The following is a 19,725-nucleotide window of genomic DNA, read 5'->3' as shown; positions in this document are numbered from 1 at the left end:
TCAGTCCTCCTCAAAAGAAATCTCTGGCAACTGTGCAAGAATATCTTCTCGCTTAATCGCCCCCTGGCGTAAGATTTTCACCTTGTCTCCAGACAAATCCAAAATCGTCGAATCTTGTCCAGTTAGAAAAGCATCGTCTTCCAGACCCAGAACCTCTTGGTCAAAATCCTTCAGAATTTGTTCAAAGGTCGCTCCACTTGCCTGACCTGAAATATTGGCAGACGGTCCAATCAAAGGACCTGTCTCTCTAATCAAATCAAGTGTAACGGGGTGACTCGGCATCCGAAATCCAACAGTCGCGAGGCCAGAATTGACCCAATAGGGAACTCGGCCATTGGCTTCGAGGATAATGGTCAAGGGACCTGGTAAAAAGGCCTCTACAAGTTTTTGTAGATAGGTTGGCTGGTCCTTTGAAAAGTGCAAGATGTCCTCTAGAGAAGCGACATTAAGATTGAGCGCCTTATCTCTAGGACGACGTTTGAGTTGGTAAACATGGTTGACAGCTTTTTCATCTAAGGCCTTAGCAAAAAGACCGTAAACTGTCTCTGTAGGCAAAACAACAGCTCCGCCCTTTTCCAACTCTTGTCTAATCCTGTCCATCATCAACTACAACCATCCTATCTTGACCAAATTGGTCCTTGAGTGTTCGTACACGTTTTTCAGGAAGATATTTCCTAAAGAGCGCAGGAACACTTTGACCTTGCTTGTATCCAATTTCAAGGTAAATCTTACCACCATCTGTGAGATAGTCTTTTGCATCTTCCGCAATTCTGCGGTAAATAGCTAGGCCATCCTCATCTGCAAAGAGAGCTAGATGAGGTTCTGAATGCAAAACATTCAAACCAACCTCTGACTCATCTTCACGAGAGATGTAGGGTGGATTGGATACAATTATATCATATTTTCCAGAAATTTCTGTAAAACAGTCAGATTTTTTTAAAAATATTTGAAGATTTTGATTTTTAGCATTTTCGCTAGCTACATCTAAAGCATTTTGAGAAATATCCGCTGCCGTCACTGACCAAGCTGGTCTGTTTTTTGCTAATACAAGAGCAATAGCTCCACTACCTGTTCCAATATCCAGAACTGAAAGATTCGTCTCAGGACTTTCAGCTAAGATAAGCTCCACTAACTCCTCTGTCTCTGGACGGGGAATCAAAACCCGCTCATCAACTTTTAACTGCATTCCATAAAAATCTGCATGACCGATGATGTACTGGGCCGGCTTGTGAGCTGCTAGTTGCTGGTAAATCTCTTTTACAAATTGTTTTTCTTCCTCTGTTACCTCTTGCTGAAGGGCAAAGACAAAGTTCGTAAAAGAGAGATTTTTCAGACTACGATAGACAAAAGAGAGGCTTTCTGCTTCCTCTCCTTGTCTGATCAACTCTTCTTCAAAATCTGAAAATAATTGAGCTAATTTCATTATTTGTTTAATTCTTCTAATTTCTGTGTTTGATCATAAAGAACCAAGGCATCCACGACTTCATCCAATTTACCGGACAAAATGGTATCTAGTTTTTGGAGGGTAAAGCCGATACGGTGGTCTGTGACACGGTTTTGTGGGAAGTTATAAGTACGGATACGCTCTGAACGGTCCCCAGTACCAATCGTTGACTTACGCTCAGCGTCTTGTTCGTCTTGTGCAATCTGAGCAAAGTGGTCAGCAACACGCGCACGAATGATTTTCATGGCTTTCTCACGGTTCTTCTGCTGGGTACGTTCTTCCTGCATCTCAACCTTTATATTGGTTGGCAAGTGAACGATACGAACCGCAGTCGCAACCTTATTGACGTTCTGTCCACCAGCACCAGAGGCGTGATAGATGTCGACACGAAGGTCTTTTGGATCAATGTCGTATTCAACCTCTTCAACTTCAGGCATAACAAGGACAGTCGCAGTCGAGGTGTGAACACGGCCTTGACTTTCTGTCACAGGGACACGTTGCACACGATGGGCTCCAGACTCATACTTAAGTTTAGAGTATACAGATTGACCCGAAACCATGGCAACCACTTCTTTGAAACCACCGACACCATTCATAGAAGCCTCCATGACTTCAAAGCGCCAGCCTTGGGCTTCCGCATACTTTTGATACATAGTTAGAAGGTCTCCAGCAAAAAGTGCTGCTTCGTCTCCACCAGCAGCGCCACGGATTTCAAGGATGATATTCTTGTCATCATTTGGATCCTTTGGAAGCAGCAAGATTTTCAGTTTTTCTTCGTATTCTTCTTTTTCAGCCTTGGCATCTTTGAGTTCTTGCTTGGCCATTTCTTCCAAGTCCGCATCTCCGCCTGATTCCTTAATCATCTCTTCGGCATCGACGATATTTTGAAGGACTTGTTTATACTCACGGTAGGCTGTTACTGTGTCACGAGTTGAAGCTTCTTCTTTTGAAAGCTCCATGAAACGCTTGGTGTCTGAAACGACATCTGGGTCACTCAGCAATTCTCCTAATTCTTCATAACGGTCTTCTACAGCTTGTAGTTGATCATAGATGTTCATTTTTCTTCATTCTCCTTATTGATTTCAGGGGCAAAATAATGTTTACGGCAAACCGAGATATAGGTTTCATTGCCACCAATCTGGATCTGTTCTCCATCGTAAACGGGCAATCCATCCTGAGTACGCAATACCATGGTCGCCTTTTTCTTACAGTACTGACAGATGGTCTTGATTTCTTCAATCTTGTCTGCTAAGAGCAAGAGGTATTTTGAACCTTCGAACAATTCATTACGAAAGTCATTTTTCAAGCCAAAAGCCATGACAGGTATGTCTAACTCGTCAACAACACGAGCCAGGTCGTAAACATGGTGACGCTTGAGAAACTGGGCTTCATCGACCAAAACACAGTAAGGCTTTTCTGGTAGGTCTCGGATATAGCCAAAGATATCCGTCGACTCCTCAATCGCAAGGGCAGGGCGTTTCATACCGATTCGACTCGACACATAGCCAACACCGTCACGCGTATCCAGAGCCGAGGTCATAATCACAACACCTTTTCCTTGCTCCTCATAGTTATAGGCCACCTTGAGAATCTCAATCGTCTTACCAGAGTTCATGGTCCCATAACGATAATACAACTGTGCCATGTTTCTTGCTTCACGTCCATTTCTAAATTTTTGCTACATTCTAGTATATCATAATTTTCTGAAGCTTTAAACGGCAAAATGTGGTAAAATAGAAGAAATACAAAACTAGTGGAGGAAGCTATTATGCCATTTGTACGCATCGATTTATTTGAAGGACGCACGCTCGAGCAAAAGAAAGCTCTTGCTAAGGAAGTAACGGAAGCCGTTGTTCGTAATACTGGAGCCCCTCAATCAGCCGTTCATGTCATCATCAACGACATGCCAGAAGGAACTTACTTCCCACAAGGGGAAATGCGCACCAAATAAGCTAGCTTAAGCAGAATTGCTTAGGCTTTTTCAATCTCCAAGTAGCATCCATTGAAGAAATAGTCTAATTTTGTTACAATTTGAAGAGATACTTGGATACATATCCTAAGAAAAGAATTACAAAAGGAATTAGTATGATTACACGTGAATTTGATACCATCGCTGCTATCTCTACTCCGCTAGGTGAAGGGGCTATTGGTATTGTCCGTTTGAGCGGAACTGACAGTTTTGCCATTGCGCAAAAGATTTTCAAAGGAAAAGACTTAAGCAAGGTTGCTAGCCACACTCTTAACTACGGTCACATTGTTGACCCTCAAACTGGTAAGGTTATGGACGAGGTTATGGTTGGGGCTATGAAGTCTCCAAAGACCTTCACTCGTGAGGATATTATCGAGATCAACACCCACGGTGGGATTGCGGTGACCAATGAGATTCTCCAGCTAGCTATCCGTGAAGGAGCTCGGTTGGCAGAACCTGGTGAATTTACCAAGCGTGCCTTTCTAAACGGTCGTGTGGACTTGACACAGGCTGAGGCGGTGATGGACATCATCCGTGCCAAGACAGATAAGGCCATGAACATTGCTGTTAAGCAATTAGACGGTTCCCTTTCTGATCTTATCAATAATACTCGCCAAGAAATCCTCAATACGCTTGCCCAAGTAGAGGTCAATATCGACTATCCTGAGTATGATGATGTTGAAGAAGCTACTACTGCTGTTGTTCGTGAGAAGACTAAGGAGTTTGAGCAATTGTTAACCAATCTGCTTCGAACAGCCCGTCGCGGCAAAATCCTCCGTGAAGGAATTTCCACTGCTATCATCGGACGCCCAAACGTTGGGAAATCAAGCCTTCTCAACAACCTCTTGCGTGAGGACAAGGCTATCGTTACAGATATTGCTGGTACTACTCGAGATGTCATTGAAGAATACGTCAACATCAATGGTGTTCCTCTCAAATTGATTGATACAGCTGGTATCCGTGAAACGGATGACATCGTTGAACAAATCGGTGTTGAGCGTTCGAAAAAAGCTCTTAAGGAAGCTGACTTGGTTCTGCTAGTACTAAACGCTAGCGAGCCCTTAACTGCCCAAGACCGACAACTTCTTGAGATTAGCCAAGATACAAACCGTATTATTCTTCTTAATAAAACCGACCTGCCTAAAGCGATTGAAACTTCGGAACTACCTGAAGATGTCATCCGCATTTCAGTCCTTAAAAACCAAAATATCAATAAGATAGAGGAGAGAATCAACAACCTCTTCTTTGAAAATACTGGTTTGGTTGAGCAAGACGCAACTTACTTGTCTAACGCCCGTCACATTTCTCTGATTGAAAAAGCAGTTGAAAGCCTACAAGCCGTTAATCAAGGTCTTGAACTGGGGATGCCAGTTGATTTACTTCAAGTTGACTTGACTCGTACTTGGGAAATCCTCGGAGAAATCACCGGGGATGCTGCTCCTGATGAACTCATTACACAACTCTTTAGCCAATTCTGTTTAGGAAAATAAGAAAAATCCATGATCGTTCTTGCGGTCATGGATTTTATTGTCTTATTAGTAATCTGGTCTTAAAACCCCTGTTACAGTTGCCTTAGTCGCTTCATAGTCACCATCTACAACAACCTTGATAATGCGTTTGGCATCTTCTTCTGGTGCTGGAACAAGAGGTAGACGAGTGGGTCCAGCTTCAAATCCCATATAGTTAAGAACGGCCTTAACTGGAGCAGGACTTGGATAAGAGAAGAGGGCATTAACCTTAGGAATGAACTTGCGCTGAATAGCTGCAGCTTTCTTCATATCACTTTCTGCAATGGCAGTGAACATTTCATGCATCTCATCCCCATTTATATGGGAGGCAACAGAAATAACCCCATCCGAACCAAGATTCATAGCATGGAAAGCATCTCCATCCTCACCAGTATAAATCAAGAACTCCTCTGGCTTGTGCTCAATCAAGTATGCCATATTAGCCAAGCTAGTACATTCTTTGATACCAATAATATTTGGATGGTCAGCCAAACGAAGCATAGTTTCTGGAGTCAATTCAACAACCACACGACCTGGAATATTATAGATAATAATTGGTAAATCAGAAGCATCTGCAATGGCTTTAAAATGCTGATACATTCCTTCTTGAGAAGGTTTGTTGTAGTAAGGTACAATAGCAAGACCAGCAGCAAAACCGCCAAATTCTGCGACTTCTTTGACAAACTCGATAGAGTCACGCGTATCATTAGTACCTACACCCGCAATCAAAGGAACGCGTCCATTGACAATCTTTTGTACAGCCGCAAAGAGTTCCAACTCCTCATCGTGGGTTAAAGTTGGACTCTCAGCAGTCGTTCCAGCTAGAAGAATGCCGTCTGTATGATGGACCAATAAATGCTCAATCAAGGCTGGAATGGCATCAAAGTTAATGGAACCATCCTCATGGAAGGGGGTAATGAAGGCCGTGATGATTTTACACTCTTTTAAATCTTGATAAGACATGAAAACACCTCTCTATTTCAAAGAAGGAGTTCATCTGAACTCCTAAACAATATGACTATTTTAATTCAAATTTCAATTCGGCAGTTGGACGAACCAAGCCACGTTCGTGCAAAGTTTCTGCAATCTGAACTGAGTTCCAAGCAGCACCTTTGAGCAGGTTGTCTGAAACAACCCACATGTGAATTCCTTTTTCAGCATCCAAGTCTTTACGGATACGACCAACAAAGGTATCACGCGAACCCACTGCATTGATGGCTTGAGGATAAATTTGATGAGCGACATCATCTTCAAGGACAGCACCTGGGAAGGCTGCGATAGCTGCTTTGACTTCTTCTATTGGAGCCACTTCTTTTGTTTCGATGTAAACAGACTCAGAGTGAGCTGACAAGACTGGAATGCGCACACATGTTGCTGAAACTGCAATGCTATCATCTCCCATGATTTTCTTAGTTTCCTTAGTCATCTTCATCTCTTCGTAAGTGTAATCATTGTCAGTGAAGACATCGATTTGTGGAAGAGCGTTAAAAGCGATAGGATAATGTTTCTTGTCACCGCCTGAAGGTAAGATTTCCGCATGCAAATCACGTGGTTTCACTCCATCATTCAATACTTCACGAAGTTCACATTGTGTCTCAAGAATCGCACCCATACCAGCACCTGAAACGGCTTGGTAAGTTGAAACGATGATACGGTCCAAGCCCCATTTTTGGCGGACCGGCTCAAGAGCCACCATCATTTGGATTGTTGAACAGTTAGGGCAGGCAATAATACCGTTGTGGGCATCAAGTGCGTGAGCATTGACCTCTGGAACAACCAATGGTACATCAGGATTTTGACGGAAATAAGATGTGTTATCCACTACTACCGCTCCAGCTTGAACTGCGTATGGTGCATACTTAGCTGATGTCGAACCACCTGCTGAAAAGAGAGCAATGTCAACTCCTTCAAAAGCTGTTTCAGTCGTTTCTTCAATTGTAGTATCTTGATCTTTAAATTTCAAAGTCTTGCCCGCTGAACGTGCAGAAGCAAGTAAACGAATTTTATCGATTGGAAGTGTTGATTCTTCCAACATTTTTATCATCTGAGCACCGACAGCACCTGTCGCGCCGACTACAGCAACTGTATATCCCATAAGCAACCTCTTTCGGAATTTTCTAAAAATTTCTATAATATATGTATTATACTACTTTTTCCAGAAATTGAAAAGCATTTTGGGGTTATATTTTCTGAAAATTAAAAATCCCTAGTCATTGACCAGGGACTAAGAGGCATCTTCATGTGATGAGCAGGTTCACACAACTCATCAAGGTCCGCTCCTGCGTTATGGCCTCCTTATGCTCAATAGTAATCCGAAGATTACCTATCGACTCATCGCAACTACTATTCTACTAGATAGAGTCACTTTTGTCAACAGGCAAAACGCTTTTGACTTCATTTATACAGGTAGATAAGAAAAACCTTGGTCTCCCAAGGTCATTTCGTCTCTATCATGCTAATTGCCGGGATTGAACCGGCGACCTCATCCTTACCATGGATGCGCTCTGCCAACTGAGCTAAATCAGCTTACTTGAAAAGTATACTATAATCAGAAAAGCTTGTCAAGTTTCCTTAGAAATTTTCTATAAGAAAAAGCCAGGTAAAGGCTACCTAGCTTGTCCTGTTCTATTTGCTTAAATCGATTCGACGACCAATTTTACCAATGATAATCGCTCCAATAATCAATGAGGCAAATTCACCGATCCCTGTTGTGAACCAAGTAAGGAAGAATGGTAATTCTGCTACAATATTTAACTCTGCAGCGATAGTAAACATAGAAATTGAAAAGAGGATTGAAAAGAAGAAATGATCTTTTCGAATCAATCCGTTAAAGAGGTAATCCTTACTATATTTTGCAAAAAGCCAAACACCTAAACTAAGGAATACTAGGGTTGATCCACCACCAACAAAGACATCTAGCAGTCCGAAGCTAAAGAAATTAGCAATCATACAACCGATGGTAACTCCGATGATGTACTTAGGATTGTAAAAAGCCATAAAGTTCATCATTTCTGAAATACGAAACTGATAAGCACCATAGCTAATGGCATTTAGGGGCGGTGTGACAGTCAAAACGACATAAATAGCAGCAACAATTGCAATGTCTGCAACATCACGAATAGTTAATTTTTTCATCTTTTCTCCTTTGGCGGTTATCCGCGTGTAATATGCTTGGTGAAAGAAGCTAAGCACCAAGGGTTGCTTTATTCAACCTTACTAGTATAGCACAATAGCCTGCTTTATGCTATACTTAAAGCATGAAAAAACCTATTCAAAAATTTTTTAACAATGAAATCTTAGCCTATCTCTTTTTTGGCCTTGCAACAACTCTAGTTTCGATTCTCTCACGACTAGTCATTTATCAACTAAGTCATCAGGAACTCCTTGCTACGGCCTTGGCAAATATTATCGGTATCTTATTTGCCTTTATCACAAATGATACGATTGTATTTAAGCAAAAAAAGAAAAATAGACTTATCCGTTTAGTGAAATTTTCTCTTGCTCGCCTTTCTACTTTTCTGTTAGACTTGTTTTTAACTTTTCTCTTTGTAACCCAATTTCCTCACATCATAGGGCAATTCGTAACTGAAAACATTGATAAGATAAATGCTATTGAAACAATAATTGCACAAATATTCATTATTATCATCAATTATATCTTGAGCAAGGTCTATATTTTTAGAAAATAATGCTCCATTTATGAGCCTTTTAATTGCCTTCTATAATGATTTAGGATACAATGAAACACGAAACATTGAAAGGAAAACAGTATGTTAAAAAATCTAAAATCGTTCTTGCTTCGAGGAAATGTTATTGACCTTGCTGTCGGTGTTGTAATTGCCTCTGCTTTTGGTGCTATCGTTACTTCACTTGTAAACGACATTATCACTCCTCTTATTTTAAATCCCGCTTTGAAAGCTGCTAAAGTTGAACGTATCGCTCAACTTTCTTGGCATGGAGTCGGCTATGGTAACTTCTTAAGTGCTATTATCAATTTTATCTTTGTGGGTACCGCCCTCTTCTTTATTATCAAGGGCATTGAAAAAGCACAGAAACTGACTGGCATAAAGGAAGAAAAAACTGCCGAAAAAAAACCAACCGAATTGGAAGTCCTTCAAGAAATAAAAGCTCTCCTTGAGAAAAAATAATCGATTAAAAGGATCTAGCGCAAAGCTAAATCCTTTTTTCTTTACTCTTTGGGTAACTTGCCTGCTTTTTCAAGCATTTTTTTGATAAAATAAGGCATCTTAACATTCTCCCGCCCTTTTTTCTCAATCAGTTTTTTCACAAATTCTGGCATTTGTAAATCTTCAGATTCAGCCAAAATGTTTTTCGTCTCGTCTGAAGGAACTAACTCATCAAAGGTCTCTTCTTCTGGGAGAAATTCCTTAAACTCTTGATTTTCATTGACTCCAACTGTATTGACTAAAGCATCAATTAAACGGGAATCTGTGTTTGGCATAGGTGGTCGATGGTAGGTTACACCTAATTCTTGACATAATTCATAACATTCTACATCGTTATCAAAAAGAACCTCAATATGCTCACTGATAAAACTGATTGGGACAAAGATTATAATGCTTTGGCTGTTGTTTCTGTTCTCTCAAATACTCGAGTACATCTGACTTAATCCAAGGAATTCCTATATCACTTTCGCTCTGCCAAGTATTGGTATACTGATCTGCTGTTAGACTGAGTTGCTCTGCTCTCAACTTGCTATTATCAAAAATCTGATCAATATAAGGAGCTCCAAAGTCCAAGGCAAAAATTGGAACACTGTGGGCTGAAAAAATCACCTTAAAAGAATCTTCTCTCACATGGTTTCGTAAAATTTTGCTAATCTCATCTGTCCAAAAGTCCAGCAAAGATTGTTGCTAATACCAATCCTTAATGACTAAAAATTGTATTTGCTAGCTCTCCAGAAACTTCTCACACCCTATAACCGGGTAGAAGGAATAATGTGGTTCTAAAATCAAACAAATACACTCTTCAACGCCATCAACCTCCATCTGCTTGATCACATCAGGGATAAAGGGGCGAGAAAAAAAGGTAATCTCTTCTGGCGAGCCGAATATCATCATTAAAATTGCTTTTTTCATTGATATGTTCTTGTGATATTTTTTCAATTACCATTGTACCATGAAATATATATTAAGTGAACGCTTCCATTCATTTTATTTACTCCTCTTTGTTTTTCTCTCCATTCTATGATACAATGAAAAAAATGATATTAAAGGAGTTTTTATGTCTTATCCGAACCTTTTGGAACGTTTTTTAACCTACGTTAAGGTCAACACGCGTTCTGATGAACACTCTACTACTACTCCAAGTACCCAGAGCCAGGTAAATTTTGCGACCAATGTTCTTATTCCTGAAATGAAACGTGTCGGCCTGCAAAATATTTACTACCTCCCAAATGGTTTTGCCATTGGGACCTTGCCAGCTAATGATCTGAGCTTGACACGTAAGATTGGATTTATCTCCCACATGGATACAGCTGACTTTAATGCCGAGGGTGTTAATCCGCAAGTCATCGAAAACTATGACGGTGGGATTATCAACCTAGGTGATTCAGGCTTTAAACTGGATCCTGCTGATTTCAAGAGTCTTGAAAAATATCCAGGTTAAACCCTCATCACAACCAATGGCACGACTTTGCTGGGGGCTGATGACAAGTCAGGAATTGCTGAGATTATGACTGCTATCGAATACCTGACTGCTCATCCTGAAATCAAACACTGTGAAATCCGTGTCGGTTTTGGACCAGATGAAGAAATCGGTGTTGGTGCCAATAAATTTGATGCAGAAGATTTTGATGTGGATTTTGCCTACACTGTTGATGGTGGTCCACTAGGTGAACTTCAGTACGAGACTTTCTCAGCAGTAGCTGCTGAACTCCATTTCCAAGGACGCAATGTTCATCCCGGTACTGCTAAAGGACAGATGGTCAATGCCCTTCAGTTAGCAATTGATTTTCATAATCAACTTCCTGAGAATGATCGTCCTGAACTGACAGAAGGTTACCAAGGTTTCTATCATCTTATGGATGTGACAGGTAGTGTCGAGGAGGCGCGTGCAAGCTACATCATCCGTGACTTTGAAAAAGATGCATTTGAAGCGCGTAAAGCAGCTATGCAGTCTATCGCTGACAAGATGAATCAAGAACTTGGGAATGACCGCGTGACACTCACTCTCACTGACCAGTACTACAATATGAAAGAAGTCATCGAGAAAGATATGACGCCCGTTACCATTGCTAAAGCTGTTATGGAAGATTTAGGTATCACACCTATTATCGAACCAATTCGTGGTGGAACAGATGGTTCTAAGATTTCCTTTATGGGAATCCCAACTCCAAATATCTTTGCGGGTGGGGAAAACATGCATGGACGTTTTGAATACGTTAGTCTTCAGACCATGGAGCGTGCGGTGGATACCATCATTGGCATTGTATCTTATAAAGACTAAAAAAGACGAGGTAGCTCGGCTACTTCGCCTTTTTTTATTCCTTTGGTTGAGTACTTGTCTCGGTTTTGCTTTATGCTTGCTATCAGCCATATACAGTACATTTTTGTTTTGAAACTGTAATAAAAAGGATATCATTCTTTCAAAGCAGAACAATATCCTCTCAAATGTATTACAATCACCAAGAATCTTACTATGGTTTTATTTGTTTAAGAGTCTTAATGTCATACATCACTAATTCTCCATTTTTATTGTAAAACTGAACCCCTTCTGGCTGAAAGATTAGAAACTTAGGATCGATTTGTGCAATTTTTGCTAACTTTTCTATATGTTCATTTAAAGTTACTTTATCTAATCCATAGTTTGGTAAATCATCATCACTTTCTTCTTTGGAGTTTTCTTTATTTTCTGAAGGAATTTCGTTGGTTGCACCAGTCTCATTTTCCCTTATATTTTTCTTTGGTTGCTCCTCAGTTTTATCTACAGTAGTCTTATTTTTATCACTATTTTCAGTATTGTTTGAATCAGGTTTTAATTCTTCATTATGATGCGTAGACGTTTCAGTTTTGGATTCTTTTTCTTTCATCCTTTTGGCTATTAAGTCCTGCGCTTGTTTCCATTCTACTTCTGACAAGTGGGATTGAGTGATACTTCTCAATGAACCTCCACCAGCTCTTGGAATACTAAATGATTTGTCTCCCCATACAAAAGTTTCTTTTGCCAATACATCTTTCGGATCAAAAATATAACCATCTGGAGTTGCAAATCGACCTTCCGCAAGAGCTTTCTGAACTTCTTCAGCAGAATGGATAATTTGCCAATTCTGCATTCCAGCGCGTTTTTCAAGAGGAGTTACATTAGCAATAACTGATCCAGAGTCCTCGTGACCTGGCTTAGACCAAACTTCGGGACGAACCTCAGGGTGTTGCATGACATATTTAATAGTCGCAATTTGATCAGGCTCTAACCATGAGTAAGGCACAACATGAATATGATCAATGTGTGGGATAATGAATGAAGTGCCAGTATCATAGGTAGTATTCGCCGCATGCATCGGCAAACTTGAGACATCTACAGCCAATCGTGGTTTGATCCCTGTATCCACAATATCATAGCGATAATGATCTCGATCCTTAAGCATGAGTTCTTGTTCAGAAAAAGCAATTTGAGTAAGATCAAGTTCATCTCGAGAATAGAAATATTCCTTTCCGTCTTCTTTAAGAACATAACCAACTTTACCATCTTTAGTCACTTTACCAGTCACTTTTTTTGAATCAAATTTTGGTTTTTCTTTGTTATCCATACTCTCTGAAGGAATAACACTCTCATTAGGTTGGCCTTTTTCCTTCATCCACTTGCTAACTTCATCTAATTCGAACTGTTCTAACTCTCCAAATCCCACATAATGGAAATGATTTCCATGTCTCGCTATAATGCCTGATTTATCAACTGAATAGATAGAATCTTTACTGAATACATATCCATCACTAGTATCGTATGGTTTGCCATCCAGACCTTTACCATAAGCCTTAATTGAATTTCCTAAAAATGTATGCTCAACTGTACTGTTTGCTGGCTTTTGAGTATTTACTGGCCTGTTGTTTCCGTTATTTTGTCCTTTTACAGAAATCATTCTCGCAATCTTCTGCTCTAAATCAGACATTTGAGAGTAAGGGATGAAGTGGTAATGATCTCCATGTGGCACTGCAACACCTCTAGCTGTTCGACTTGTAATTTGTGCTGGATCAAAGACAAGGCCATCAGATTCCACGTGTCGTTGACTGTGTGGCAAGGCGTAAAGTTGTTTCAGAAGGCTATCAATATCCTCATCGCTTTGACTTGCTTGGCTATCGTCGCTACTGTTGTTAGCTGTGTTTGTGTTCGTATAGCCACTGCCTTGATTATGATAGGATGGGGTCCATCTATCTACAACGCTGCTAGCACTGTTGCTATTGGTACGGCGATAAGTAGGCGTATTTGATTGACCACTTCTACCAGATAGGAAGGCTTCTGCGGCAGCTAACTCGCTGGCTGATAACTCGCTCTTAGGAATATAATGGTAATGGTCGCCGTGAGGAACGATATAAGCATCACCAGTATCTTCAATGATATCAGAAGCATTAAAGATGTAGCCATCATCTGTGGTGTAGCGTCCTTGTGAACGTGCCAAAGCTACCGCACCATCGTTTGCTGAAGTTCCTCCTTCACGATGCTGACTATGCTCTTGTTTTTGTCGATTAATTTCTTCTTTCGTACGGACATTATCTGCGTGGGCTGCATCCTTAAGGTAGACATAGTATTTTCCGTCCACCTTGATGACATAACCACCCTTGATTTCACTGACAATATCTTCGTCTTTTAGTGTATAGTTTGGATCCTTCATCAGCAACTCTTCACTGATGATAGCGTCATAAGGAACCTTGCCATTGTAATAATGATAGTGGTCGCCATGTGAAGTGACATAGCCTTGGTCTGTTATCTTGATGACGATTTGCTCAGCATTGATTCCTTCACGCTTGCTAACCTCATCAGGAGTCAAATTCTCCGTTTTTTGCGTCGCTTGTTTTCCATCTATATAGGAAACACGATTATTTTCCTTGACTGTTCTAGCTTGATACAGTCCCAACTCATAAGAACAAACACTTAAAATCAAGGCTGCCGCAGAACCTGCTAGGTATTTTTTATTAATTTTCATAATCTCCTCATTTTAATTCTTCTGCAAGAACATTCATATTTTCTTCTAGATTTTCTAAGTACGTTTTGTCGTTTTCGGGGTCTGCTTCCAAAGGATTAAGAGTTTTCAGACTAACTCCTGTTGATTTGACTAAGGTTTCAGCAACTTTAGAGGAAGCATTGCTCTCAGTAAAGATCGTTTTGACATTATATGTTTTGACAAATTCTTGGATTTCGGTCAACTGTCTCGGACTTGGCTCTTGTTCAGGGGAAATCCCTGCAATACCAAGTTGTTTCAAATCAAAACGTTTAGCGAGGTAAGAAAAGGCTGTGTGTTGGGTAACAAAGGTCTTTTGACTCGCTTTTTCAAAAATAGGCTGGAATTTCTTAGTCAATTCCTGAGCTTTTTTGATAAAGGCTTGAGCATTTTTCTGGTAAGTTTCTTTGTGCTCACTATCAACCTCTGAAAGTTTGTCAGCGATAATCTGGGCCTCTTCGCCTGCTTTTTCAGGATCTAACCAAGTGTGCGGATCGTAAAGTGTTTTTTCATCAATACCGTCACCAGCTTCTACATCTTCTAGCCCTGGGACGCGGTCCAAAGTCATCCCTTCAGAAGCTTCAAGAACCTTAACTTTAGATTTTTTCAAGTTAGGATCTAGACTTCCCGCCCAAGATTCGAGTGTATGAGAATGGTAGACAAAGACATCCGCATCATAGATAGCAGCAATGTCATTTGCTGACGGTTCAAAGGAGTGAATCCCGTTACTTGACTGAATCATCCGAACATCATTCAAGTCACCCGATACCTCTTTGACCATGGCATAGATCGGGTAAAAACTTGTTACAATCTTGAGCCCTTTTGCTTCTTGTTTTTCTTTTTGATTACATGCTCCTAAGACAAGAGCCAACACACTGGCCATCAATAATAGTATTGTTCTTTTTTTCATCATTACTCCTTAACTAGTGTTTAACTGATTAATTAACCAGTAAATAGTTTACCTTTATTTACACTATCTGTCAAGATATTTTGTACATTTTCATGAAAAAAATGAGAACTAAAACTCACATTCTGCTCTCATTTTTTGTTTTCCCGTTCTCCTATCCTGTTTTTGGGAGTTAGAAAATACTGCTACCTTTACTTACTCCCCTTTAATAAAGCCAACAACTTTTCAGCTTCTGCCATAATGGTATTGTTGTCCTGGGCACCAAATAACAGATTATTCTTTAATCCAGTAAGAGTTTCGGTAGCATTGGACTTAATAATGGGGTCTTGGATTTTTGCAAGTAGCTCTTCAGCCTCTCTTAACTTCACTTCAACCTTTTCCTTTTCAGTCTCAACCTGAGGTTCTTCTGGATCCTCTGGTGATTCTTCTTCCGGTTCCTCTGTTAGTTTTGGAGATTCTGGTTTCTCGCTTTGCAGTTTCTCTTCGCGTGGCTTTTCTTCTTCAGTTTTTTCTGTCTGAGGTTTCTCCTCGTTTGGTTTTTCCATTTGGTTGGTATCAGCTTGACCATTTTGGTTTCTTTGAACATGGTCACTTGCATTTCCCCAACCACTATCTGAATGCGGACGTTCATTTGGATGTTCGACATAGTACTTGACAGTCGCAAAGAGATCCTCAAGACTATACCCCTTAGGTGCCTCATAAATTCCTTCGTCAAACCACTCAAATTTGATATTATGGTAATGGTTATAATGAGGAATAATCAAACTTCCGTTTTTAACTTCCACAGTATGTTGGAGATTGTAAGGCATACGATCAAGTGGAACCTTCTTAGCTGCTTTCACTCGATTGTAGATTGCTTCTGCTCCTTTTGCCTCAGTATTTCCTGAATCCTGATGGTCTGTCGAAGGAGGGGTCAAACCTTTCTCTTTAGCATAAGCCTGGGCTGCCGCTCTTTCGGCTTCAGACAAACTATCTTTCTTAATCCAATGACTATGGGTCATATGTGGAGTTACATAGGCATCCCCCTCATCACTGGTGATATCACGAGAATCAAAGATGTAACCGTCTTCTGTTGTATACTTGCCTGCCAGTTTGGCTATTTGTATCTCATCATCAGTATAGGCAATTTGCGCATTTGGTTTTCCTAAACGTTCTGGATGACGAATCGGTGCTAGGAAGGCCAGGATATCATCCACCAACTTGATTTTATCACTTGAGGCATCATTGAGACGTTCCAACAGTTTATCCAAAGCGTCAAAATCAGCTTGGCGCCCTTTATTATCAAGTAAATCTTGATGAACTCTTACTAGTAAATCATAAGCCTTATTGTAAAATTCTCGATCACTAGATGGGAGGTTGGTTTTCTTAGATCCAAGCTTATGAGTTAAACTTTCTTGCTTGGCTAGTTTACTATCAATGGCTGCTGCTGTTTCAGCTGAAAGTTCCTTAGCAGGAATATAACGTGAGGTTCCATTCTCCTCAAATACATAGCCATCAACTACTTTTCGAATCGCCTGTTTAACCAATTTTTCGTCAATTGGATTACTTGGAGCTGGCTGAGGATTTGGTGCAGGTTGCGGGCTTGGACTAGGTTCCGGAGTTGGTTGTGGACTTGGTTGTTCTGGTCTTGAATCCGGCACCCAATGGTTTGAACGATAGCGAAGTGGGATGATGCGAGCGATTCGTTCTTCCAATTCAGACATTTGAGAGTAAGGGATGAAGTGGTAATGGTCGCCATGTGGCACTGCAACACCTCTAGCTGTTCGACTTGTAATTTGTGCTGGATCAAAGACAAGGCCATCAGATTCCACGTGTCGTTGACTGTGTGGCAAGGCGTAAAGTTGTTTCAGAAGGCTATCAATATCCTCATCGCTTTGACTTGCTTGGCTATCGTCGCTACTGTTGTTAGCTGTGTTTGTGTTCGTATAGCCACTGCCTTGATTATGATAGGATGGGGTCCATCTATCTACAACGCTGCTAGCACTGTTGCTATTGGTACGGCGATAAGTAGGCGTATTTGATTGACCACTTCTACCAGATAGGAAGGCTTCTGCGGCAGCTAACTCGCTGGCTGATAACTCGCTCTTAGGAATATAATGGTAATGGTCGCCGTGAGGAACGATATAAGCATCACCAGTATCTTCAATGATATCAGAAGCATTAAAGATGTAGCCATCATCTGTGGTGTAGCGTCCTTGTGAACGTGCCAAAGCTACCGCACCATCGTTTGCTGAAGTTCCTCCTTCACGATGCTGACTATGCTCTTGTTTTTGTCGATTAATTTCTTCTTTCGTACGGACATTATCTGCGTGGGCTGCATCCTTAAGGTAGACATAGTATTTTCCGTCCACCTTGATGACATAACCACCCTTGATTTCACTGACAATATCTTCGTCTTTTAGTGTATAGTTTGGATCCTTCATCAGCAACTCTTCACTGATGATAGCGTCATAAGGAACCTTGCCATTATAGTAATGATAATGATCCCCATGAGAAGTCACATAACCTTGATCCGTGATCTTGATGACGATTTGTTCGGCATTGATGCCTTCATGCTTGCTAACCTCATCAGGAGTGAGATCCTCCGTTTTTTGCGCTGCTTGTTTTCCATCAACGTAAGACACACGGTTATTTTCTTTGACCGTTCTGGCTTGATACAGTCCCAACTCATAAGAACAAACACTTAAAATCAAGGCTGCCGCAGAACCTGCTAGGTATTTTTTATTAATTTTCATCGAAACTCTCTTTCTATTTGATATTTCTAGTTGCAATTCATTTCTAAATCGCAGAAACTCCTCTCTATTACTTAACTGGTTAATAGTTTACTCCTAAATCTTCAACTTGTCAAGAATTTTATGAACCAGTTAAGTATTTTTTGTTCTGACCACTACTTTTTCAAGGTTGGACTCTCTATAAGAAAGATTTTCTTGAAAATTCTTTTTAAAATATCAAAAAATCCCTGCAACCTAGTTGCAGGGATTTTTCCATTAATCAAAGTCAACGTATTCTTTTTGAAGTTCAAGAACTTCTTCCATTGTTGAGCATTCTGTAAGGGCACGGTTTGCGTACTCTTCCATCTTAGCTGTGTCTAGTTTCTTCATCAAGCTACGTGTACGAAGGACAGATGTTGCTGACATAGAGAATTCATCCAAGCCCATTCCAACAAGAAGTGGAACAGCTTGTTGGTCACCAGCCATCTCACCACACATACCAGCCCATTTACCTTCAGCGTGAGCTGCCTTGATAACGTTGTTGATCAAGCGAAGGATTGATGGGTTATATGGTTGGTAAAGGTATGAAACTTGCTCGTTCATACGGTCTGCCGCCATTGTGTATTGGATCAAGTCGTTTGTACCAATTGAGAAGAAGTCAACTTCTTTAGCAAATTGGTCTGCAAGCATGGCTGCTGCAGGGATTTCAATCATGATACCAACTTGGATATCATCCGCAACTGCAACTCCTTCAGCAAGAAGGTTTGCTTTTTCTTCATCAAAGACTGCTTTAGCTGCACGGAATTCTTTCAAAAGTGCAACCATTGGGAACATGATACGCAATTGACCATGAACAGAAGCACGAAGAAGGGCACGGATTTGTGTACGGAACATTGCATCTCCAGTTTCAGAAATAGAGATACGAAGGGCACGGAATCCAAGGAATGGGTTCATTTCATGAGGCATATCGAAGTAAGGAAGTTCCTTATCTCCACCGATATCCATTGTACGAACGACAACAGGTTTACCGTTCATTCCTTCAAGTACAGCCTTGTAAGCTTCATACTGCTCGTCTTCTGTTGGGAAGTCTTGAGAATCCATGTACAAGAACTCTGTACGGTAAAGACCAACAGCTTCGGCACCGTTGGCATTGACACCTTCAACGTCTTTTGGAGTACCGATATTAGCAGCCAATTCAAAGTGTTTACCATCAGCAGTCACTGTTTGAGCATCTTTCAAAAGTGCCCATTCAGCTTTTTGCTTCGCATAAGCTTCACCAGCAACCTTGAATTCTGCCGCTTGCTCATCAGTTGGGTTAATAATCACTTCACCAGTGATACCGTTAACAGCAAGGATATCACCATCTTTAACAATTTCAGTGATGTTGTTTGTACCCAATACTGCCGCGATTTCAAGTGTACGCGCCATGATAGCTGAGTGGCTTGTACGTCCACCAATGTTGGTTACAAAAGCTTTTACAAAGTTTTTGTCCAATTGAGCTGTATCTGAAGGAGTCAAGTCATGCGCAATCACGATCACTTCTTCATTGATAGAAGCTGGGTTTGGCAATTTTTTACCAAGGAGATTTGCCAATACACGTTTTGTCACGTCGCGGATATCCGCTGCACGTTCTTGCATGTATGGGTTGTCTTCCATGCCTTCAAAGATAGTGATAAACATGTCTGTCACTTCTTTCAGACCTGCTTCTGCATTCACTTTCTTCGCACGGATTGTCTCCTTGATTTGGCTGATCATTTCTGGGTCAGCAAGAACCATTAAGTGAGCGTCAAAAACTTGAGCAGCTTCTTCACCGAGCGTACCTACTGCTTTCTCACGAATAACAGAAAGCTCGTCTTGTGATGCTTTTAGAGCGGCATCAAGGCGAGCTTCTTCTGCGTTTGTATCTTCGACTGTAATAGTCTCAAATGACAAATCCGGTTGAACGAGTAGATATGCTTTTGCAACTGCAACACCGTCTGATGCTGCGATTCCTTTAAGCATTTCTGTCATT

15 protein-coding genes, 1 tRNA gene, 2 pseudogenes and 1 riboswitch are annotated in these 19,725 nt (G+C 40.8%); of the genes and pseudogenes, 5 read left to right on the top strand and 13 right to left on the bottom strand.

Annotation, left to right across the window (positions count from 1 at the left end; genetic code table 11):
- The 4 genes from OVN21_RS05910 to OVN21_RS05895 are packed head-to-tail and all read right to left on the bottom strand — an operon-like array spanning position 1 to position 3,089.
- Positions 1 to 603: an L-threonylcarbamoyladenylate synthase gene (locus OVN21_RS05910; RefSeq protein WP_267247674.1), complete on the bottom strand. Its 603-nt coding sequence runs from the start codon at positions 601 to 603 to the stop codon at positions 1 to 3.
- Positions 587 to 1,423 (bottom strand): peptide chain release factor N(5)-glutamine methyltransferase, encoded by an 837-nt coding sequence (prmC, locus tag OVN21_RS05905; RefSeq protein WP_267247673.1) that lies wholly within the window; start codon positions 1,421 to 1,423, stop codon positions 587 to 589. Before prmC ends, OVN21_RS05910 begins: the two co-directional genes overlap by 17 nt.
- Positions 1,423 to 2,502, bottom strand: a complete 1,080-nt coding sequence (gene prfA, locus OVN21_RS05900; protein WP_267247672.1) for a peptide chain release factor 1 — start codon at positions 2,500 to 2,502, stop codon at positions 1,423 to 1,425. Before prfA ends, prmC begins: the two co-directional genes overlap by 1 nt.
- Positions 2,499 to 3,089 (bottom strand): thymidine kinase, encoded by a 591-nt coding sequence (locus tag OVN21_RS05895; RefSeq protein ID WP_267247671.1) that lies wholly within the window; start codon positions 3,087 to 3,089, stop codon positions 2,499 to 2,501. Before OVN21_RS05895 ends, prfA begins: the two co-directional genes overlap by 4 nt.
- 123 nt (positions 3,090 to 3,212) lie before the next feature.
- Between OVN21_RS05895 and OVN21_RS05890 the strand changes: the two genes are divergently transcribed.
- Together OVN21_RS05890 and mnmE are read left to right on the top strand one after the other, a co-directional pair.
- Entirely contained in the window at positions 3,213 to 3,395 is a 183-nt protein-coding gene (locus tag OVN21_RS05890) for a 4-oxalocrotonate tautomerase (RefSeq protein WP_001117401.1), read from the top strand.
- A 134-nt stretch (positions 3,396 to 3,529) separates the two neighbouring features.
- Positions 3,530 to 4,903 carry a tRNA uridine-5-carboxymethylaminomethyl(34) synthesis GTPase MnmE gene (gene mnmE, locus OVN21_RS05885; RefSeq protein ID WP_267247670.1) on the top strand — a complete coding sequence of 458 codons (1,374 nt, stop codon included), beginning with the start codon at positions 3,530 to 3,532 and terminating at the stop codon, positions 4,901 to 4,903.
- Positions 4,904 to 4,948: 45 nt separating this feature from the next.
- On the opposite strand, the gene dapA is transcribed toward mnmE, so the two are convergent.
- The 4 genes from dapA to OVN21_RS05865 all read right to left on the bottom strand — a co-directional run bounded on the left by dapA (position 4,949) and on the right by OVN21_RS05865 (position 8,056).
- A complete protein-coding gene (dapA, locus tag OVN21_RS05880) occupies positions 4,949 to 5,884 on the bottom strand; it encodes a 4-hydroxy-tetrahydrodipicolinate synthase (protein ID WP_267247669.1) in 936 nt (311 codons plus the stop codon).
- 55 nt (positions 5,885 to 5,939) lie between these two features.
- Complete coding sequence (locus OVN21_RS05875; RefSeq protein ID WP_267247668.1) at positions 5,940 to 7,016, bottom strand: aspartate-semialdehyde dehydrogenase; 1,077 nt, start codon at positions 7,014 to 7,016, stop codon at positions 5,940 to 5,942.
- A gap of 358 nt (positions 7,017 to 7,374) precedes the next feature.
- A tRNA-Thr gene (locus tag OVN21_RS05870) sits at positions 7,375 to 7,447 on the bottom strand.
- Positions 7,448 to 7,546: 99 nt separating this feature from the next.
- A complete protein-coding gene (locus OVN21_RS05865) occupies positions 7,547 to 8,056 on the bottom strand; it encodes a QueT transporter family protein (RefSeq protein WP_000737071.1) in 510 nt (169 codons plus the stop codon).
- Positions 8,054 to 8,150: riboswitch (PreQ1 riboswitch) on the bottom strand. Its footprint overlaps the gene before it by 3 nt.
- A gap of 28 nt (positions 8,151 to 8,178) precedes the next feature.
- On the opposite strand from OVN21_RS05865, the gene OVN21_RS05860 reads away from it, so the two are divergent.
- Positions 8,179 to 8,610 (top strand): GtrA family protein, encoded by a 432-nt coding sequence (locus OVN21_RS05860; protein ID WP_000742997.1) that lies wholly within the window; start codon positions 8,179 to 8,181, stop codon positions 8,608 to 8,610.
- A gap of 81 nt (positions 8,611 to 8,691) precedes the next feature.
- On the top strand, positions 8,692 to 9,069 hold the full coding sequence (gene mscL / locus OVN21_RS05855; protein WP_000916790.1) for a large conductance mechanosensitive channel protein MscL: 378 nt from the start codon (positions 8,692 to 8,694) through the stop codon (positions 9,067 to 9,069).
- Between the two features lie 41 nt (positions 9,070 to 9,110).
- Here the strand turns inward: mscL and hemH are convergent.
- Positions 9,111 to 10,020 (bottom strand): annotated as a pseudogene (gene hemH / locus OVN21_RS05850) (ferrochelatase).
- 145 nt (positions 10,021 to 10,165) lie between these two features.
- Here hemH and pepT point away from each other — a divergent pair.
- Positions 10,166 to 11,389: pseudogene (gene pepT, locus OVN21_RS05845) on the top strand (peptidase T).
- 190 nt (positions 11,390 to 11,579) lie between these two features.
- On the opposite strand, the gene OVN21_RS05840 reads toward pepT, so the two are convergent.
- The 4 genes from OVN21_RS05840 to ptsP form a co-directional block, all read right to left on the bottom strand.
- A complete protein-coding gene (locus OVN21_RS05840) occupies positions 11,580 to 14,081 on the bottom strand; it encodes a pneumococcal-type histidine triad protein (protein ID WP_267247667.1) in 2,502 nt (833 codons plus the stop codon).
- Between the two features lie 7 nt (positions 14,082 to 14,088).
- Entirely contained in the window at positions 14,089 to 15,006 is a 918-nt protein-coding gene (locus tag OVN21_RS05835) for a metal ABC transporter substrate-binding protein (RefSeq protein ID WP_267247666.1), read from the bottom strand.
- A gap of 188 nt (positions 15,007 to 15,194) precedes the next feature.
- Positions 15,195 to 17,738, bottom strand: a complete 2,544-nt coding sequence (locus OVN21_RS05830) for a pneumococcal-type histidine triad protein (protein ID WP_267247665.1) — start codon at positions 17,736 to 17,738, stop codon at positions 15,195 to 15,197.
- 252 nt (positions 17,739 to 17,990) lie between these two features.
- Positions 17,991 to 19,724: a phosphoenolpyruvate--protein phosphotransferase gene (ptsP, locus tag OVN21_RS05825; protein ID WP_267247664.1), complete on the bottom strand. Its 1,734-nt coding sequence runs from the start codon at positions 19,722 to 19,724 to the stop codon at positions 17,991 to 17,993.
- Position 19,725 lies beyond the last annotated feature (1 nt).

Origin of the sequence: Streptococcus sp. Marseille-Q5986 (genome assembly GCF_946902915.1) — a bacterium.
Lineage (GTDB): Bacteria > Bacillota > Bacilli > Lactobacillales > Streptococcaceae > Streptococcus.
The sequence above is the reverse complement of the archived record's forward strand: the minus strand, read 5'-3'. Positions and strand labels throughout refer to the sequence as shown.

Bases quoted from the DNA above. Each gene is read 5' to 3' on its own strand.
- prmC (WP_267247673.1), bottom strand. From the start codon at position 1,423: ATGAAATTAGCTCAATTATTTTCAGATTTTGAAGAAGAGTTGATCAGA.
- prfA (WP_267247672.1), bottom strand. From the start codon at position 2,502: ATGAACATCTATGATCAACTACAAGCTGTAGAAGACCGTTATGAAGAA.
- OVN21_RS05865 (WP_000737071.1), bottom strand. From the start codon at position 8,056: ATGAAAAAATTAACTATTCGTGATGTTGCAGACATTGCAATTGTTGCT.
- mscL (WP_000916790.1), top strand. From the start codon at position 8,692: ATGTTAAAAAATCTAAAATCGTTCTTGCTTCGAGGAAATGTTATTGAC.
- OVN21_RS05840 (WP_267247667.1), bottom strand. From the start codon at position 14,081: ATGAAAATTAATAAAAAATACCTAGCAGGTTCTGCGGCAGCCTTGATT.
- OVN21_RS05890 (WP_001117401.1), top strand. From the start codon at position 3,213: ATGCCATTTGTACGCATCGATTTATTTGAAGGACGCACGCTCGAGCAA.
- OVN21_RS05875 (WP_267247668.1), bottom strand. From the start codon at position 7,016: ATGGGATATACAGTTGCTGTAGTCGGCGCGACAGGTGCTGTCGGTGCT.
- mnmE (WP_267247670.1), top strand. From the start codon at position 3,530: ATGATTACACGTGAATTTGATACCATCGCTGCTATCTCTACTCCGCTA.
- OVN21_RS05830 (WP_267247665.1), bottom strand. From the start codon at position 17,738: ATGAAAATTAATAAAAAATACCTAGCAGGTTCTGCGGCAGCCTTGATT.
- dapA (WP_267247669.1), bottom strand. From the start codon at position 5,884: ATGTCTTATCAAGATTTAAAAGAGTGTAAAATCATCACGGCCTTCATT.
- OVN21_RS05835 (WP_267247666.1), bottom strand. From the start codon at position 15,006: ATGAAAAAAAGAACAATACTATTATTGATGGCCAGTGTGTTGGCTCTT.
- OVN21_RS05860 (WP_000742997.1), top strand. From the start codon at position 8,179: ATGAAAAAACCTATTCAAAAATTTTTTAACAATGAAATCTTAGCCTAT.
- OVN21_RS05910 (WP_267247674.1), bottom strand. From the start codon at position 603: ATGATGGACAGGATTAGACAAGAGTTGGAAAAGGGCGGAGCTGTTGTT.
- OVN21_RS05895 (WP_267247671.1), bottom strand. From the start codon at position 3,089: ATGGCACAGTTGTATTATCGTTATGGGACCATGAACTCTGGTAAGACG.
- ptsP (WP_267247664.1), bottom strand. From the start codon at position 19,724: ATGACAGAAATGCTTAAAGGAATCGCAGCATCAGACGGTGTTGCAGTT.